Raw genomic sequence first — 17,843 nt, forward strand, 5'->3', positions numbered from 1 at the left:
AATGCAGATTTGCGCGGTTATCCCGACCCACAACCACCATACGGTGCTGGCCGATGTGGTGGCAGCGGTTCGCGCCAGTGACCTTGCTGTCATTATCGTCGATGACGGGTCCGATTATATCGCGCGCGATTCAATCGCCCGCCTGCATGACCCTGACAATGGTGTCACCGTCCAGCGGCTCGATGAAAATTGCGGCAAGGGCATTGCGGTCATGACCGGCTTTGCCACCGCGCAGCGCCACGGATATACCCACGCCCTGCAGGTTGATGCCGATGGCCAGCATGACCTAGCGCGCATCCCCGATATGCTGCGTGCTGCCCGCGCCAATCCCAACGCCGTCATCACCGGCAAACCCGTTTACGATGACAGCATCCCGGCCGGGCGCAAATTTGGCCGCTGGATCACACATTTCTGGGTGTGGGTGGAAACCCTGTCACTTCATATTCGCGACAGCATGTGCGGTTTTCGCATCTATCCGATTGATGCATCCCTGCTGGTCTGGCAGCGCGAAGGCGTTGGTGCCAAAATGGATTTCGACACCGAAATCATGGTGCGGCTTTATTGGCGCGGGGTGGATGTTGTTCATATCCCGGTCGAGGTGATTTACCCCGAAGGCAATATTTCCAATTTCCGCATGTGGGACGACAATGTCCTGATCACGCTGATGCATATTCGCCTTGTGCTGGGCATGATTGCACGCCTGCCCGGTTTTGTTTTGCAAGGCGGCAACTGGCAACCTGCCCGGCCGGGACAAACGCACCAGATGCAGGCGCAGTCACGGACACAGACCCAGCCGCATTTTTCCCTGCAAAGCGATACATCGCCAGCACAGCACTGGGCCGATATTGATGAACGTGGCATGTATTGGGGTATGCGGTTTTTGGGCATGGTTTACAAGGCCGGCGGGCGTTATCTGTGCCTGGCGGCCATGTTGCCGGTGATTGTTTATTTCTTTTTGACCGGCGAAACCGCGCGCAAGGCATCGCGGAAATATTTGCGCAAAATGGCCCGTGCCAATGGCACGCCGCCACCGCGCTGGCGCGACAGTTTCGCCCATTTCTGGCGTTTTGGCGAAGCTGCCCTTGATAAAATTGCGGGCTGGTCGGGCGAAATGAAAATGGATGATGTCATCCTGCCAGACGGGCATGACGGTATATTTTCATATATCCCCAAGGACCGGGCGATTGTGTTGCTGGTATCGCATTTCGGCAATATTGAAATCATTCGTGCCCTTGCCAGCCGCGATCGTGATTTTCGCGTTAATGTTTTGCTGCATCAAAAAAACGCGGCCCGTTTTGGCAAGGTCCTGAAAAAACTGGCACCGGAATCCCAGGTCAACCTGATCGAGGTCAGCGAGATCGGGCCGGACACCGCCATCATGTTAAGCCAAAAGGTCGAACAGGGTGAATGGGTGGTGATTGCCGCAGACCGCGTTGCCATTGGCGCGCGCGATAAAACCGTGATGGTGCCTTTTCTGGGAGATCCAGCGCCTTTGCCGCAGGGGCCATTTATTTTGGCACATTTGCTGGGCTGCCCCGTTTACATGACAGCAGCGTGGCGTACCAACGGGCGGTTTGAAATTGCTTGGGAAAAACTGACGGACCGTATGGTTCTGCCGCGCGGCAAGCGTATCGAAGCCATTACGGATTATGCCACACAATATATGGCATGGCTTGAACAGCATGTTCGGGCGCATCCCTTGCAATGGTATAACTTCTTTGATTTCTGGGCCCGTCCAAGGGATAAAAATGACCAACAATAATAAAACGCCATCAACAGTTACCTTTGGAAATAACCGTCTTTCCATCGAAGATGTCGTTGCCCTTGCCGAAGGCCGCGCAAAAGCAGCCCTTTCGGACGATGCCGATTTTCGCCAGCGCATTGCCAAAGGTGTTGATTTTCTGGACCGCGAATTGCGCGATCATGGCCATATTTACGGGGTGACCACGGGATATGGTGATTCCGTTTTAAGGCGTGTTCCCCCGCATCTGGTTGATGAACTGCCCCTGCATCTTAGCCGGTTTCACGGCTGCGGCCTGGGGGCGGAACTTTCAGTGCCCGCAAGCCGGGCGGTTCTGGCTGTGCGGCTGGCATCGCTGTGCAGCGGTTATTCCGGCGTCAGCATTGAACTGCTTGAACTGTTAAATGCCTTTTTCGCCCATGACATTACGCCGATCATCCCCGAAGAAGGTTCGGTTGGTGCCAGCGGTGATTTAACCCCGCTTTCCTATATTGCTGCCGCCCTTGTTGGTGAACGCGAGGTTATGATGGGGGGCGAACGCCTGCCCGCAGATGCCGCCCTGCAAAAGGCCGGTTTGCAGCCCTTAACCCTGCGCCCGAAAGAGGCACTGGCGATTATGAATGGCACATCGGTCATGACGGCCCTGATGTGCCAGGCCTTTATGCGCGCCCAGTATTTATGCCAGATCAGCACACGCATCACCGCCCTTGCCACCATTGCCCTGCATGGCAACCCGGCACATTTTGATGCACGCCTGTTTGCCGCAAAACCCCATCCCGGCCAGGCCCGAATTGCCGCCAATATTGCCAGCGACCTTGCAATGCTGGGGGATGGTTATCAGCCTGCCCGCCTGCAGGACCGATATTCCATTCGCTGCGCGCCACATGTTATTGGCGTTCTGGCCGATATGATGCCAACTTTCCGCACAACGCTGGAAACCGAACTTAACAGCGCCAATGACAACCCGCTGATTGATATCGAGGATGAAACCATCCTGCATGGCGGGCATTTTTATGGGGGCCATGTGGCCTTTGTGGCCGATGGCATGAAAACCCTGATCGCCAATATCGCCGATCTGATGGACCGGCAAATGGCGCTTCTGGTGGATACAAAATTCAATCACGGTCTGCCATCGAACCTGTCGGGGTCCAGCACGGATCGGGCATCGATCAATCACGGGTTAAAGGCGGTGCAGATCGGCGTTTCCGCCTGGACGGCCGAGGCCCTTAAAAACACCATGCCAGCCAGTGTTTTTTCACGGTCAACCGAATGCCATAACCAGGATAAGGTCAGCATGGGCACCATTGCCGCGCGCGACTGCCTGCGTGTTTTGCAATTGACCGAACAGGTCGCCGCCGCCCTGCTGATTACGGTGCGCCAGGCCATGGTTTTACGCCTGGAACAGGGCAGCATCACCCGCGACCAGTTGGGCGATGATATTGCCGCCTTTCTTGATGATCTGGGCAGGGACATTGCCTTTATCGATGAAGACCGCCCGCTTGAAGGAACCCTGCGCCATTTGGTAGCACGGATTGGTGCGCGCCACTGGCCGCTTTACAGCGAAGGCAGCGCAGAAAAATGATCAGCGCCAGTGTTACCGAAACCATCCAGTTTTATCACCTCGACCCGATGAATGTGGTTTGGCACGGCAATTATGTGCAGTTCTTTGAACAGGCCCGCTGTGCGCTGCTGGATCTGATTGATTACAACTACCCGCAAATGGATGCATCGGGCTATGTGTGGCCGGTGGTGGATATGCGGGTAAAATATGTGCGCCCCTGCCGATTTGGGCAAAAAATTCAAATCACTGCCACATTGATCGAATATGAAAACAGACTGAAAATCAGTTACCTGATCACCGATGCCCAAACTGGCGAAAAGCTGACCAAGGGTTTCACCATTCAGGTCGCTGTCGAAAAGGCCAGCGGCGAAATGCTGTTTCGCAGCCCCGACTTTCTGATCGACAAGCTGGAGACGATGAATTGACCCTTGCCCGTTTCGTGCGTTCCCTGCTGTTGGCTGGTTTTATTGGCACCTGTGCTATTGTGCCCGTGGCGGCATCGGCCCGGCCCGGTGCTGTTGCACTGGAAAAGGGGCAATACCTTGCCGGGGATTTCACCCTGAACCGGCATTTGGCAGGGTTTGACGGCGGCCTTGAATCAACGGGCGAATTTACCCTGGTTCCGGGCAGCGGCCTGATCTGGCAAACGACCAATCCCTTTCCCGGCACCACCATTTTGGGGCCTGCCGGCATCACCAATATTGATGCCGAAGGCGAAAAAAGCCAGGTAGCCGCTGGAAACGCGCAGTTTGGCGTATTTGTTGATCTGATTTCATCGGTTCTGGAAGGCAATTGGGCCGCCCTTGAAAACCGGTTCCATGTTGAATTTTCCAAGCCGGATCAATCGCCCTGGCAGGTTCGCCTGACGCCCTTTGGCGAAAGCGCGATTGGCGGGCAGATTACCGATATTATTGCGACCGGCACCAATTTTGTCGAACAGGTCCGCCTGAACAAACCCGGCGGTGATTTTGATGACATCACCCTTGCCCGCCAGCAGGCAAAATCCCTGCCGCTTCCGGCGGATAAGGCATCGCTTCTGCCGGGAACCGGCACAAAATGACAGGTCGCCACGCAACAGCCTGGATCATTTGCCTTGTGATGGCCGCAGCATGGTGTGCCTGGCAAATTGGTGGCGGGCATACCCGCATCGATGCCGATTTTATTTCCCTGATCGGGCAGGAAAACCCCGATGATGGCGATAAATTTGATGATATCGACAATGTGCGCCATGTCCTGTCGCAAGATTCCCGCCGGGCTATTTTCATGGTTTCGGCCCCCACCCGCGACCGCGCCATAAATGGTGCCACCGATCTTGCCGGGCGGCTTTCATGGATCAATGGCACGGAAAAGGTCACAACACCGGATGACCAGGCCGGGCGCCTGCCCGAATTGCTGGCGTTTTTCCAGCCCCATGCAGCGGCCCTTCTTTCCCCGCAGGATCGCAAAAACCTTGAAGACGGCCAGGGTGGCAAAATTTACCGTCGTGCCCTGCAAAACATTTATTCGCCCACCAGCACGGTTAATGCCCGTTCCCTGAAACAGGACCCGTTTTCGTTGCTGCCGCAATATTTGGGGACGATGGCGGGCTATTTGGGTGAAGGTGGCGGCGTGGTGGAAAATGATGGCCGTTATTATGTGCCGGTTATTGCATCGCTGGACCCGCGCCTTGCCGGGTCGGACCGCGATGCCCAATGGGTTGCCGATGCCAACCGTGCCGCAGACAGCCTGGATAAGGCCGCCGATATTGATGTAATGCGCACGGGCCAGGTGTTTTTTGCCGCCGCCGAAGCCACCCATGCAAAAACCGATGTGCAGCGCATTGCCCTTTTGGCGACCAGCGGCATTGTTTTCATGGTTGGGCTGGTCTTTTTTTCGTGGGGGCCTTTACTGGCGGCACTGATAACGGTGGGCAGCGGCATTTTGGCCGGGATTACGGCGGTAACCATCATTTTCGGCACCGTCCATGCCATTGCCCTGGTTTTTGGCGCCAGCCTGATTGGTATTGCCGTTGATTATGCCCTTCATTATGTCAGCATTGATCCGGCACGCGGCAGCGCCCGGCAGCGCTTGCGCCTGATTTTACCGGGCCTGACATTGGGGCTGATTACTTCGGTTGTCGGTTTTGCCGCCTTATCGATCAGCCCGACGCTGCTGCTGACCCAAATTGCCATTTATTCGGTTGCCGGGCTGATTGCCGCCTATTTGACCGTTATTTTCCTGCTGCCGTTTTTGCCTGTGCAGCCAGTGCGCAATTACCTGCCCATTCGCCGGTCTGTTGCGGCACTGCGTTATGCGCAATATCGCATTACCCCGCCAACATGGGGGCGGCTGTCGCTGGTTGTGGTGATCTTGGCGGGCTTTGCGGGCAGCAGCCTTTTTATCACCAGCAATGACAGCATCCGAAGCCTTGGCCATGGCAATGCCAGCCTGATCGCACAAACCAAAACCATCCGCGATGTGATGGGGCTTGGTGCCAGCCCGATGTTTTTGCGCATTGATGGCAAAAATGCCGAAACCCGCCTGCAAACCGAAGAAAACCTGCGCAAAAAACTATCGCCGCTACTGGCAAGCGGGGCGCTTGATGGCATGGTTTCGCTGGCCGATATCATCCCGTCGCAAAAACGACAGGCCGAAAATATCGCACTGGTCAATAACCAGCTGTATGCCCCCTACGCCGCCCAACTGGCGCAAAATGTGCCTGTCACCATCACCCCACCGAACCAGGATAACACCCCCTACCTGCTGCCCGATGATGCCAGCCTGCGTGTTTTACCCGAACTGGCAAACCAGCAATCGGGTGATGGGGACCTTGTAAGGCTGCGCGGTGTGCAGGATGTGGCAGCGCTTAAATCCGCCCTGGCTGACATGGAAAACGTTCACCTGATTGACCCGGCCAGCGCGATTTCCGACCTGTTTGGCCGGTATCGCCATTGGGCCTATCTTGCGCTGGGTGTTGCCATGTTTGCCGCCCTGGTGCTGGCGGTTTTTCGGTATGGCCTGCGCGATGGCATTTGTGTTTTCGGGGCACCGGCCGGGGCAGTGTTATGCGCCCTGGCGGGCAGCTTTGCCCTGGATGTACCGCACAATTTTTTCACCACCATGGCGCTGTTTCTGGTTTTTGCCATTGGCGCGGATTACGTGCTGTTTCTTGCCGAAAGTCGGCACAGCACCCATGACGAAGATACCAGCCTGGCTGTGTTGCTGTCGCTGATCAGCAGTGTGCTGGCCTTTGGCCTGCTTGCCACCAGTTCCGTCCCGCTGGTGAGCGATATTGGCATTGTCATTGCCATTGGCCTGCTGGCAGCCTGGATATTGGCCCCTGTCATGGCCGGGCGACGCAGCATGAACCCGGCGGGTTACCCACCCCTTGGCATTGCCGGTAGCACACCCCAGCGTGGTGATATGATCGACGATATGGACGACATCGACGAGATGGATGACATGGATGATGGCGGCGCGTTTGACGGGCAAAGCAACAGCCAGAACCGCAATAATCCAAACCGGGGGCCGCACAATGGATCATTATGACATTGCCATTATCGGGGCCGGGCCAGCCGGGGCCGTTGCGGCAAAGTTCCTGCATGATGCGGGCCTGTCGGTGATTGTGCTGGAAGCAACGCATTTTCCACGTTTTGTCATTGGCGAAAGCCTGCTGCCTTTTTGCATGAATGTGCTGGAAAAATGCGGGCTAGCCGATACCGTAACGGCCAATGCTGCCAACCAGGCCTTTCAATATAAAAACGGGGCCGCCTTTGCCCGGGGTGACCAGCATTGCAGTATTGATTTTCATGACCGCTTTGAAAGCGATGGCTGGAGCACGACCTTTCAGGTCAAGCGCGACGCCTTTGACAAAACCCTGATTGATGCCGTTATCCATGCTGGTGTTACCGTTAAATTCGGGCATCGTGTGGTTGCGGCAAATCTTGACGAGGGTGATTGCACCCTGGGCTGGCAGGATGATAACGGCAATGCGGGCCATATCCATGTCGGGTTTGTTGTTGATGCCAGCGGGTATGGCCGGGTTATTCCCAAATTATTGGGGCAGGCCAACATCGCCACCATGCAGCCACGCCGCGCCCTGTTTACCCATATACGCGACAATATCACCGCGCCAGATTACGACCGCGATAAAATCCTGATTACGGTTCACCCGGAAAAGCACGATATCTGGTATTGGCTGATCCCCTTTGCCGATGGCACATCATCGCTTGGCGTGGTGTACCCGCTTGATGAAACGGCACCGCCAACCGGTGATGTAAACAGCACCGAAAACGATGCCGCGCTGTTTGACCGATTGCTGGGTGACACGGCATTGGGGCCGCTTTTGGCAAATGCCAGCCATACCCGGCCCCTTGCCGCGATTGCAAGTTACAGCACCGGCACCGAACGGCTTTATGGCGATGGTTATGTTTTATTGGGAAATTCGGCAGGTTTTCTGGATCCTGTCTTTTCCTCGGGCGTTACCATTGCACTATATTCCGCCGAACTGGCTGCCAATGCCCTGATCGCGCGACAAAAGGGGAATGATCCCGATTGGGAAAACAGCTTTGCCAAGCCACTTTCGGCCGGTATTGCCACGTTCAAATCCTATGTCGATGCATGGTATGATGGACGACTGCAGCAGATTATTTTTAATCAGCCCGACCGGGATTTGCAGTTAAAACGGATGGTGGTTTCGATTTTGGCCGGATATGCCTGGAATATGGAAAACCCGCTGGTCGCCAAGACAGACCGATATTTGAACCTGTTACACGAGTTAAGCCTGTGAAATTTGGTCCTGCCTTTATAATTGCCACTTCGCTGTTCACCGCGGCCTGCAGCGCACCGATGGAACTGCCCTTTGATATGGGTACCATCGATTTTTCCAATTCGCAGCAAAAGGAACATGCAAAACAGCATGAAGCCGCCCTGAATGCCGCCGATCCCGACCATATCGTGGCATTGAATGGCGACAATAATGCGCTGTTTGTCCTGCCTGAAATTCCCTGGCCGCTGGATGCCAACCGTGTTGATGTGATGCAGAAAGTTTATGCCACATGGCAAAATGGCCGGTCTGCCGATTTTCAGGCCCGTATCGGCCTGGAGCCGGGCCATGTGCGCATCGTGATGCTGGACCAGATGGGCCGTCGCGCCATGCAGGTGAACTGGAGCAGAACCGAGCTAACCTTTCAGCGTGCTGACTGGATGCCCGCCGGTTTTGACCCGGCACGGATGCTGGCCGATATCATGATGGTGTACTGGCCCACCGAAATGGTGCGCGATGCCCTGCCTGCCAACATGATGCTGGTGTCCAACCCCGACAATCGCGAGATTGCGATTATCGACGAAGACGGCAAATCCACGCCATACAGCACTGTCACCTACCCCGCCAAGGATCGCTGGGTGGGATCGGCAAGCCTGGATAACCTTCGGGATGGCTACCAGCTTGAAATCAATTCATCGCGGATTGGCACCCAATGACATCGCCTGTCCCATCCGGGGACAATAACAGGGCCGGAGCCGGAGCCGGAGCCGGAGCCGGGGCCACGACCGGCACCAGGCCGCGCCCGACCTGTTATCTGCATGCCATGGGCATGGTTTCGGCCCTTGGCATGACTGCAAATGAAGCACGGCAAACGCTGGCAGGCAACCGCAAGGCCAACATGGTGGCAAGCGATGCCTTTTTGCCAGACCGTACTGTAACCGTGGGTATGATCCCGCAAGAACCCGCTGCCCTGCCTGCCCATTTACACCACCATGATACCCGCAATAACCGCCTGTTATGGGCCGCGACCGAACAGATCGCCGATTGCATTGCCGAAACCATCACCCGTTTTGGCCGCACCCGCATTGCCGTTATTCTGGGTACCAGCACATCGGGCATTGATGAAGGTACGCAGTCCTACCGGGAATATCTGCACAAAGGGGCACTGCCCGAAGATTTCACCTATTCCGGCCAGGAAATTGGCGCCCCGGCGGATTTCCTGCGCGAAGCCCTTGATCTGGGTGGGCCAGCCTATGTGATTTCGACGGCCTGTTCATCCAGCGCCAAGGTTTTTTCAGCCGGGCAAAGGCTGCTGCGTGCCGGAATTTGTGATGCCGTGCTGGTGGGCGGGGTGGATAGCCTGTGCAGCCTGACAATTGCGGGTTTTGCCGCCCTGCAATCGGTGGCGGATGGTTTGTGCCGCCCCATGAGCGCGAACCGCGATGGCATCAATATTGGCGAAGGGGCCGCCATTTTCATGATGCGGCGCGATGCGGCCGACATTGCCCTGATGGGCGTTGGCGAAACATCGGATGCCCACCACCCCAACGCCCCGCACCCCAAAGGCACCGGCGCCCGTGCCGCGATGCAGGCCGCAATGAAACAGGCAGGCATGACACCGGCGGACATTGCCTATTTAAACATGCATGGCACGGCGACACCGTTAAATGACAGCATGGAATCCCTTGCCATTCACGACCTGTTTGGTGACGAAGTGCCGGTTAGCTCCACCAAACCCATGACCGGTCATACTCTGGGCGCGGCGGGGGCGATTGAAACCGCCATCCTGTTTTTGGCCCTGACTGATGTGGCAAACGGTGCCACCCTACCCCTGCATGTGTGGGATGGCGCACGCGATGAAAACCTGCCGGATATCAAACTGGTAAATGCCGGTAACAACCACCTGCCACCCGCCAGCCGGTGTGCGATGCTGAGCAATTCCTTTGCCTTTGGCGGCAGCAACGCGGCCGTTATTCTGGCGACAGGCTGGGGTGATCCAAATTTCGCGCCAGACAGTATCAGCCTAAGCTGATAAACAAATGCCCGTAGCACCAAAGCCAAAACGTCACACGCCCAAATCAAAAACAAGGCCACCCCATGCCCCACCGGCACAACCTGCAAAACAAGCCCCACACCAGCGATGCCTGCCCGCAGGATCATGCCAATGATTGCGGCCCTGATACGGGTATCGGGGCGGATAGCCAATTGCCTGCCGGGGCGACAAAGGATGGCGCCACACACAGCGACACGGCCTTTCCCCCCGTCGAAACGCTCGTCCCCCATGCCCGGCCCATGTTGCTGATTGACCGCATCATTGCCGCAGATGATTTGAGCATGCAGGCTGATGTCACCATTCATGGGCAAAGCCTGTTTTGCAGCGATGATTATGGTGTGCCTGCCTATGTCGGGATTGAATATATCGCCCAGACCGTTTCCGCCTATAGCGGCTGGCGTGCGCTTCAGGCCAGCAAAACCGGCAACAGCCAGCCCAGGATCGGCTATTTGCTGGGAACGCGCAAAATGACCATGGCGAAATCCGGTTTCAAACCGGGTGACCATTTGATCATTAGCGTGGAAAACATCTTTGAAGACGGGGAAATGGGCGTGTTTGAAGGAACCGTGCGCCGCAACCAAGAGGTGATTGTCAGCGCGCGCGTAAACGTGTATCAGCCAGAAATACAAAACACGCCAAAATCGTAACGTAAAATCATGGTCCGATGACAGACACCATTCTGGTAACAGGTGCCAGCAAAGGCATTGGCGCCGCAACGGCCCGCCGTCTGGCCCGCGATGGCTTTGACATTATCGTGCATTATCATTCCGACCAAGCCGGGGCCGATGCGGTTTGCGCCGATATTGCCGCCCTTGGCCGAAATGCCCGTACCCTCCAGTTCGACATTGCCCATCGCGACCAGACCCGCACCGCGATCGAAACCGACATTGCCGCACATGGCGCGCCCTATGGCGTGGTTTTAAATGCCGGACTAACCCGCGACGGTGCCTTTCCCGCATTGGAAGATGATGAATGGGATACGGTGATCAACACCAATCTGGGCGGGTTTTACAATGTGGTCAAACCGCTGGTGATGCCCATGGTTCAGCGCCGCAAACCGGGGCGTATTGTTGCCCTGACATCGATTGCCGGGATTGCCGGTAATCGCGGGCAGGTAAATTATGCGGCCTCCAAGGCCGGTATTATTGGCGCAGTCAAATCGCTGGCGCTGGAACTGGCGAAACGCAATATCACGGTTAATGCCGTGGCACCGGGCATTATCGAAACCCAAATGACGGCTGACCTGCCCGAAACCGAATTGCGCGCCATGATCCCGCTGCGCCGGTTTGGCAAAACCGACGAAATCGCCGCTACCATTGCCTTTTTATGCAGCACGGATGCTGCCTATATCACCCGTCAGGTCATTAGCGTAAATGGCGGCATGTTATGAGCCTGCATTACCCCCGCCGCGTGGTGGTTACCGGCATGTCGGGTGTTACCGCCCTTGGCAATGACTGGCACAGCATCCGCACCCGGATGGAAAACGGCGAAACCGGCATTTGCCGCATGGATGACTGGGACGGTAAATATGACCTTCGCACCCGCCTGGCAGCCCCGGTGCAGAATTTTTCGCTGGCGGGGAAGTTTGGCCGCAAACAGCTGCGCAGCATGGGCCGGGTTGCGCAAATGGCCCTTGCCGCCACCGAAAACGCCCTGATTGATGCGGGCCTGCGCGATGATACCGCCATTTTGCGGGGTGGTCGGCTGGGTATTTCCTATGGGTCGTCCTTTGGCAGCACGCCACCGGTTCTGGGTTTTACCCAGCTTTTTGAAACCGGGTCATCAAACGGCATTACCGCAACCAGCTATATCCAGATGATGAGCCATACTGCGGCGGTTAATATTGGTGTGCTGTATGGCATTTGCGGGCGGGTTATTCCCACATCAACGGCCTGCACATCGGGCAGCATGGGCATTGGTTATGCCTATGAAGCCATCAAATATGGCATGCAGGATGTGATGATTGCTGGCGGGGCCGAGGAACTGTGCCCGACCATGGTGGCGGTGTTTGACACCCTGTTTGCCACCAGCACCACGAATGACGATGCCAGCCACACCCCGCGCCCCTATGACGCACGGCGCGACGGGCTGGTGATTGGCGAAGGGGCTGGCACCCTGATTTTGGAAGAATATGAACATGCGCGCGCCCGCGGGGCGACGATTTATGCCGAAATCGCCGGTTTTGCTACCAATTCGGACGGGGCGCACGTTACCCAGCCCGCTGCCGACAAAATGCAAATCGCCCTGCAGGGTGCCCTTGATGATGCCGGGTTAAGGGCGGCCGATATCGACCTTGTCAATGGACATGGCACCGCAACCGACCATGGCGATCTGGCGGAAACCCTGGCGACACGGGCGGTTTTCAACCGCGATATACCGCTTCATACCCTAAAGGGGCATTTTGGCCATTCGCTGGGCGCGTGCGGTGCGATTGAGGCCTGGCTCGGCATTGAAATGATGCGTGAAAACCGCTTTGTCGCCACTGCCAACCTTGAACAGGTGGACCCGCAATGTGCGGAGCTTGACTATATCAGTGGGGATGCGCGGCACATTAATGCCACCCATTTCATGTCCAACAATTTTGCCTTTGGCGGCATCAATACATCGCTGATTTTCAGGAATGCCAACGCCATTGCCTGATGGCACGCTCATAAAAAAACGGGCAGCGCATTTTCATCCGCTGCCCGTTTTGCGTTTTATGAAACGCCGATCAGAACTGGTAAACCAGCCCCAGACCGACGCCATAAATCACATCATCCTCGATGATCGAGCTGTCCTTGTATTCATCGGGCAGGAAGGTTGCGCTGGCATTGGCGCGCACGATCATTTGCTGGGTCAGTTGATAGGCCACCGACGCATCAAGATGCGGCAAAAAGGCGCTGTCGGCTGAATAGGCCGCACGATCAGCACGGGCTTCGCCCGGTTCCACCCCGACATAATAATTGTTCAGGCCGGAATCACGCCACATCACACCGCCGCCAACATCATAGTGGAACCGCCCGGTCTGGAACGGGATTTTGTAGGTGGCATCGGCCTGCTGGCCTTCATGCTCACCACTGACATCGTGCAGATATTCGATATGCGCCTCGCCGGGGCCGATTTCCCGGTCATAGGCCACACCGGTTTCAAAGGCCCAGTCACGATCATGCAAACCGCGAAGATACGGGCTGTCATCATCGTCAAACGGCTTCATGCGCACATTACCCAGGATGGAAACGCTGCCCCAGTTGCCCTGAACAATTTTCGCCTTGATACCATCAATGCCGACATGCAGGCGTTCGCTGTCAAAGGCGATCCATGGCAGGCCGCCAAGGTCATAATTATCCGCGCCGCGATAGGGCGAAGATTCCACATTGCCAACGGCCCCCAGCTGAAAGCGGCCTTTCAGCCACTGGTCACGATAGGAAGCATTGCTGGCCGTGCCGCTGTTATCTGCCGACATGCCCATGTCATTGCTGTTGCCCGCCGTGCCATTCTGGTGCGACATGGTGTTGGTCGCGTCATTATGGTCAACCGAAACAGGATCGGGGCCGGGCTGGTAAACAGGCGCATCGTCTGCCTGTGCAACAGCAGGCAGGGTCACCGTTGCCAGGCAAACGGGCAACAGGCAATAACGTAAATGATGCAGTCTCATGTCCTAACGAAATCTCCGTCATTGGTTTGAAATGATCGGCCTTAAAAGGTGTTCTTTTTGTTAGTGCCTCAATCATCAAACCAATTTGCCTGTTTTATGGCAGTCTGGCGTCCTTCGGGGCAAGTTCGGACGACCAAAACGTCCTATTGCGCATTAGGACGTCCCATTTTCCTTTCGTCTCAGACTGCTAGGCGTTTCTCCGGTGATTTTTTTAAATGCCAGATTGAATGTCGATTTCGAATTGAAACCAACCTCCAGCGCCACATCAAGGATGGGCCGGTCCGGTTCGCGCAGCAAAAGCCGCCGTGCTTCGGCCACGCGCGCACTGTTTACGAAATCAAAAAAGTTCTGCCCGACATGGTGGTTCAACACATAGGAAAGCTGGTTGGGCGATATGCCCACCGCACGCGCCAGCTTGGGCAATGATATCATCGGGTCATGGAGCAATTCGCCCTGACTGTGAATAACCTGCAAACGGCGGGTGGCACGTTCAACATCATCATCATCGAGCAATGGCCGGGGCAACGCATCGCCCGCCATGCTGGCAACACCCGGTGCGCCGGGGCCTTTGACAGCCGCCATCATGGCGGCATCGGATGATGAACCAGACGCAGTACCGGTAACACCAGCAGTCACAGCACCTGCCCCAACAGGCGTACCAACACCATTGGCACCCGGTCCCGCCCCCAGAGGTAAAACCTGCTCAGCACCCGGTCGGCCCAAAACGCCCGGTGCGCCAGATGCGCCCAAAGCACCCGAAACAGACGGTGCCATTGGCCCCTGCCCGGTGTTCGCGGCATTCACCGAAGCATTGCCGGTGCCCGACATAGTAGCCGAACCCGTCGGTTGCCCGTGCAGACCATTTGCAGGCGACGCCGATGACCCAGACACATCATGCCCCCCCCCGGCCCGTGCCGCCGAACTGCCATCATTGGCAGGAAAAGCCGAGTCGTTTTTGTCCAGAAAGTGACGAATCGGGGGTGCTACACCCCGCGGATTTCCGCCATTTGAATTTTCACCCGCACCTTTATCATATAAACGGACATTTTGGGACATCCCCCTATCCGCGCCAATTGGCGGGGCGGGTGGCATGTCGGCATCGTTCAAATCATCATCGCCAGCCGTGTCATCCCAGTCCGGCAGGACAAACACCACCTGGTGGGTGGCAAGGGTGTAGCTTAGCCAGAAAAACACCAGCAGGAAGGCAACATTCAAAAACTGGAAGGACCACAGTTGGCCATCGTGGCGCAAATCGCCCATCAATTCCTGGGCGACAAACACCAGAAAGATGAACAAAACACTGCCCAGCACATTGCGCATCCAGCGCACCATATCGTCCCGCTGGGCACCAAGCTGCATTTGCACCTGCCGGAAGTAACGCCGTGCCACCCGCCACAACAGTACAACATATATAACGGCCTGCACGTATAGCCCGAAATGGACGATATTGATCAAGACTGCCATCAGCGGGCTGGCGGTGATGCTCATGGCAAGCTCGTAGGACAGATCGCCATTTTCCGGCACTTTGCCAATACCAATCACCAGCCAGAAAGCGAGATTGGCCATGATCGGCACGATGGCAAAATGGCGCGCACGGTTGATTTTGACACCACCCGAGACTTCGCAAAAATACAGATAGATCGCCGGGGTGATGACAAAATTGAAGGGCAGGAAAACCACCTCGCCATAGAAATTAAGCGAGGTCGACCCCAGAACATCGACCACGTCCTCAATCAGATTGGCGCTGACCGCGGCAATAAACAGAATCATCCAGCGATTGGCACGATAGGCAAGCCGCCCTTCGGACAGCAGGACAACGCAAAAGAAGCCCGCCTGTAACAGCCCGAGCACCGAGATGAACAGTTCGACGCCTTCATAGAAATTAACTGTATTCAAAATAATGCCATCCTGCACATCCGGCATACCCGTTTGCCCGTCCTGACAGGCACCAAGGGTAAATCATGCTGATTAGATTGTATTGCTTCTATATGTCCGAATAGATTTTCGCGCGTCCGATCCTGCATAAACGGACGCTTATCGCGCATTTTTCGGTCAGTTTCCCGGTGATCATAAAATCGGAAAACCCTGCGCACAACCTCCGCGGAAATTTCCGACGCGTTTAAAAACCCAAGTTGACTATATCGGACCGATATACTACAAGCCAACCTATATCGAACTGATATACTAAATTTGTTATAAAGGCAGCAGTAACCCCGATGGATATCCGATCCCTTTGTCTGGGCGCGCTTATGGCCGGCGATGCCAGCGGTTATGAAATCCGCAAAATGTTTGAAGAAGGCGTTTTCAGCTTTTTTCAAATGGCATCCCTTGGGTCGATCTACCCGGCGCTGACAAAGCTTAGCCAGGAAGGGCTGGTCACCTTTACCGAACAGGAACAGGAAAACCGCCCTGATAAAAAGGTTTACCGCCTGACGCCCGAGGGCCGGCGCACCTTTTTGCGCACCCTGTTTCAAACCCGCCCCGGCGAGGATCGCTATCGGTCCGATATCCTGTTTCTGTTATCTTTTGCCCATGAACTGCCGGTTGAACTTTGCGAAGCACTGATTGACGAATATGCTGCCCGGCAGGAAGTCATGCTGGACCGCATTACCGAGGCTGACGGGCAGTTCAACAAAGATACCGATACGAATACCGACACCGACACCAAAACCGATCCCGATACGTCCAAATCCGCCTGCCAGGCAGGCTGCGATTTTATTGGTGGATTGGGGGAAGCCGTATGCCGCGCGACCCTTGATTTCATCAGCAAAAACAAAAAGCCGTTTTTGGCTGAATTACGCAAGCGCCGTTCGCGCCAGCCCTGATTACGGGCAACAGGCGCGCCCTTAACACCGGCGAAAATAAAATTAGGCACAGGTCTTTTAGGAACGCGAAACCAATGAATGCTTCACGTTTGATCGCAATCGCGCTGATTGTTGGCGCTGTATTATGGATTGGTTCAAGCATGCTTCCGGGTGCTGAACCGGCCCCGGCAGAAGAAACATCCGAAACAACCGCCAATGGCGCTGATACTGGCAGCTCACAGGCGCAGGAACCCATGCCATCGGTTCGGGCAATGGCATCCCGTGCGGAAGACCATGTTGAACAACTGATCCAGACCGGCAGCACCGAAGCCGCCGTCAAATCCGACATTCGCGCGCAGACATCATCGCGCATTGTTGAAATTGCCGTTGAAAAAGGCGCCCGGGTTAAAAAAGGCGATGTTCTGGTGCGCCTTGCCGCGGATGACCGCCCCGCCCGCCTGGAAAAGGCGCGTGCCCTGGTTGACCAGCGCGATCTGGAATATGACGCGGCCAAAAGCCTGGCCAAAAAAGATTACCGGTCAAAAACCGGTGTGGCGGAATCCAAGGCCGCCCTTGAAGAAGCCCGTGCCGATTTAAAGGCCATCGAAGTTGAACTGGCCCACACCACCATTCGCGCACCTTTTGATGGTGTCGTCGAAACCCGCCCGGTTGAAATGGGCGATCTGGTTTCGATTGGCGATGCCATTGCCACCGTCATCCAGCCGGACCCGATGCTGGTGGTTGCCCATGTACCGGAACATTCGATTGGCCTGTTGCATGTTGGGCAGATGGCGCATGTGCGCCTGTTTGACGGCCGCATTCGCCAGGGTGTTGTGCGCTATACCGCCATTGCCAGCAACAACGAAACCCGCACCTACCGGGTTGAAGTTGAACTCGACAATGCCGACTTTTCCATCCCCGATGGCATGACGGCCGAACTGGTTATTCCGGTTGGCACGCAAAAGGCCCACAAGATTTCGTCATCTTCGCTGACGCTGAATGACGATGGCGAACTGGGTGTGCGCGGGGTCGAGGGTGAGACGGTGGTATTTTACCCCGTCACCCTGCAGGGCGGTGATCGCGACAATGTCTGGATCACGGGCCTGCCAGACCAGGCCGATCTGATTGTTGTGGGGCAGGATTGGGTCAAGGAAGGCACAAAGGTCACGATTGATCGCATTGATCATGTACCGACCAGTGCGAAATCCGCCAATGCCGATACAGCCGCCCAAGCGCAGGCACCCGAAGGTGCCACAAGCCAGCAAAATGCCGGCAACTGATTTGCCCGCGCAAAGGAAATCAAACC

15 protein-coding genes are annotated in these 17,843 nt (G+C 56.1%); 13 read left to right on the plus strand and 2 right to left on the minus strand.

Going from position 1 to position 17,843, the window contains the following annotated elements:
• Position 1: 1 nt before the first annotated feature.
• From CSC3H3_RS13390 to CSC3H3_RS13440, 11 genes are all read left to right on the plus strand, one after another.
• Positions 2-1,762, plus strand: coding sequence for a glycosyltransferase family 2 protein (locus tag CSC3H3_RS13390; protein WP_101285146.1), 1,761 nt, complete (start codon positions 2-4; stop codon positions 1,760-1,762).
• Positions 1,749-3,323, plus strand: a complete 1,575-nt coding sequence (locus CSC3H3_RS13395) for an HAL/PAL/TAL family ammonia-lyase (protein WP_101285147.1) — start codon at positions 1,749-1,751, stop codon at positions 3,321-3,323. Before CSC3H3_RS13390 ends, CSC3H3_RS13395 begins: the two co-directional genes overlap by 14 nt.
• Positions 3,320-3,727, plus strand: a complete 408-nt coding sequence (locus CSC3H3_RS13400; protein WP_101285148.1) for an acyl-CoA thioesterase — start codon at positions 3,320-3,322, stop codon at positions 3,725-3,727. Before CSC3H3_RS13395 ends, CSC3H3_RS13400 begins: the two co-directional genes overlap by 4 nt.
• Entirely contained in the window at positions 3,724-4,362 is a 639-nt protein-coding gene (locus CSC3H3_RS13405) for a LolA family protein (RefSeq protein WP_101285149.1), read from the plus strand. The genes CSC3H3_RS13400 and CSC3H3_RS13405 overlap by 4 nt, the downstream gene beginning before the upstream one ends.
• Positions 4,359-6,830, plus strand: a complete 2,472-nt coding sequence (locus CSC3H3_RS13410; RefSeq protein WP_101285150.1) for an MMPL family transporter — start codon at positions 4,359-4,361, stop codon at positions 6,828-6,830. The genes CSC3H3_RS13405 and CSC3H3_RS13410 overlap by 4 nt, the downstream gene beginning before the upstream one ends.
• A complete protein-coding gene (locus CSC3H3_RS13415) occupies positions 6,817-8,070 on the plus strand; it encodes an NAD(P)/FAD-dependent oxidoreductase (protein ID WP_101285151.1) in 1,254 nt (417 codons plus the stop codon). The genes CSC3H3_RS13410 and CSC3H3_RS13415 overlap by 14 nt, the downstream gene beginning before the upstream one ends.
• On the plus strand, positions 8,067-8,762 hold the full coding sequence (locus CSC3H3_RS13420) for a DUF3261 domain-containing protein (RefSeq protein WP_101285152.1): 696 nt from the start codon (positions 8,067-8,069) through the stop codon (positions 8,760-8,762). Before CSC3H3_RS13415 ends, CSC3H3_RS13420 begins: the two co-directional genes overlap by 4 nt.
• A 98-nt stretch (positions 8,763-8,860) precedes the next feature.
• A complete protein-coding gene (locus CSC3H3_RS13425) occupies positions 8,861-10,078 on the plus strand; it encodes a beta-ketoacyl-ACP synthase (RefSeq protein WP_425444982.1) in 1,218 nt (405 codons plus the stop codon).
• 65 nt (positions 10,079-10,143) lie between these two features.
• Entirely contained in the window at positions 10,144-10,746 is a 603-nt protein-coding gene (locus CSC3H3_RS13430; protein ID WP_101285154.1) for a hotdog family protein, read from the plus strand.
• Between the two features lie 17 nt (positions 10,747-10,763).
• Complete coding sequence (fabG, locus tag CSC3H3_RS13435; RefSeq protein ID WP_101285155.1) at positions 10,764-11,489, plus strand: 3-oxoacyl-ACP reductase FabG; 726 nt, start codon at positions 10,764-10,766, stop codon at positions 11,487-11,489.
• Complete coding sequence (locus tag CSC3H3_RS13440; protein WP_101285156.1) at positions 11,486-12,739, plus strand: beta-ketoacyl-ACP synthase; 1,254 nt, start codon at positions 11,486-11,488, stop codon at positions 12,737-12,739. The genes fabG and CSC3H3_RS13440 overlap by 4 nt, the downstream gene beginning before the upstream one ends.
• Before the next feature lie 70 nt (positions 12,740-12,809).
• On the opposite strand, the gene CSC3H3_RS13445 is transcribed toward CSC3H3_RS13440, so the two are convergent.
• Positions 12,810-13,733: a MipA/OmpV family protein gene (locus tag CSC3H3_RS13445; protein WP_101285157.1), complete on the minus strand. Its 924-nt coding sequence runs from the start codon at positions 13,731-13,733 to the stop codon at positions 12,810-12,812.
• Between the two features lie 153 nt (positions 13,734-13,886).
• On the minus strand, positions 13,887-15,629 hold the full coding sequence (locus CSC3H3_RS24845; protein ID WP_245881122.1) for a helix-turn-helix domain-containing protein: 1,743 nt from the start codon (positions 15,627-15,629) through the stop codon (positions 13,887-13,889).
• Positions 15,630-15,949: 320 nt separating this feature from the next.
• On the opposite strand from CSC3H3_RS24845, the gene CSC3H3_RS13455 reads away from it, so the two are divergent.
• Together CSC3H3_RS13455 and CSC3H3_RS13460 are read left to right on the plus strand one after the other, a co-directional pair.
• On the plus strand, positions 15,950-16,558 hold the full coding sequence (locus CSC3H3_RS13455; RefSeq protein ID WP_101285158.1) for a PadR family transcriptional regulator: 609 nt from the start codon (positions 15,950-15,952) through the stop codon (positions 16,556-16,558).
• Positions 16,559-16,632: 74 nt separating this feature from the next.
• The gene (locus CSC3H3_RS13460; RefSeq protein WP_101285159.1) at positions 16,633-17,817 is read left to right on the plus strand and encodes an efflux RND transporter periplasmic adaptor subunit; all 1,185 of its coding nucleotides are present in this window, start codon (positions 16,633-16,635) and stop codon (positions 17,815-17,817) included.
• Positions 17,818-17,843: the final 26 nt, after the last annotated feature.

It is taken from the genome of Thalassospira marina (genome assembly GCF_002844375.1).
Lineage (GTDB): Bacteria > Pseudomonadota > Alphaproteobacteria > Rhodospirillales > Thalassospiraceae > Thalassospira > Thalassospira marina.

Coding starts and splice junctions, on each gene's coding strand:
- fabG (WP_101285155.1), top strand. CDS start 10,764: ATGACAGACACCATTCTGGTAACAGGTGCCAGCAAAGGCATTGGCGCC.
- CSC3H3_RS13400 (WP_101285148.1), top strand. CDS start 3,320: ATGATCAGCGCCAGTGTTACCGAAACCATCCAGTTTTATCACCTCGAC.
- CSC3H3_RS13415 (WP_101285151.1), top strand. CDS start 6,817: ATGGATCATTATGACATTGCCATTATCGGGGCCGGGCCAGCCGGGGCC.
- CSC3H3_RS13430 (WP_101285154.1), top strand. CDS start 10,144: ATGCCCCACCGGCACAACCTGCAAAACAAGCCCCACACCAGCGATGCC.
- CSC3H3_RS13410 (WP_101285150.1), top strand. CDS start 4,359: ATGACAGGTCGCCACGCAACAGCCTGGATCATTTGCCTTGTGATGGCC.
- CSC3H3_RS13445 (WP_101285157.1), bottom strand. CDS start 13,733: ATGAGACTGCATCATTTACGTTATTGCCTGTTGCCCGTTTGCCTGGCA.
- CSC3H3_RS13390 (WP_101285146.1), top strand. CDS start 2: ATGCAGATTTGCGCGGTTATCCCGACCCACAACCACCATACGGTGCTG.
- CSC3H3_RS13440 (WP_101285156.1), top strand. CDS start 11,486: ATGAGCCTGCATTACCCCCGCCGCGTGGTGGTTACCGGCATGTCGGGT.
- CSC3H3_RS13455 (WP_101285158.1), top strand. CDS start 15,950: ATGGATATCCGATCCCTTTGTCTGGGCGCGCTTATGGCCGGCGATGCC.
- CSC3H3_RS13395 (WP_101285147.1), top strand. CDS start 1,749: ATGACCAACAATAATAAAACGCCATCAACAGTTACCTTTGGAAATAAC.
- CSC3H3_RS13460 (WP_101285159.1), top strand. CDS start 16,633: ATGAATGCTTCACGTTTGATCGCAATCGCGCTGATTGTTGGCGCTGTA.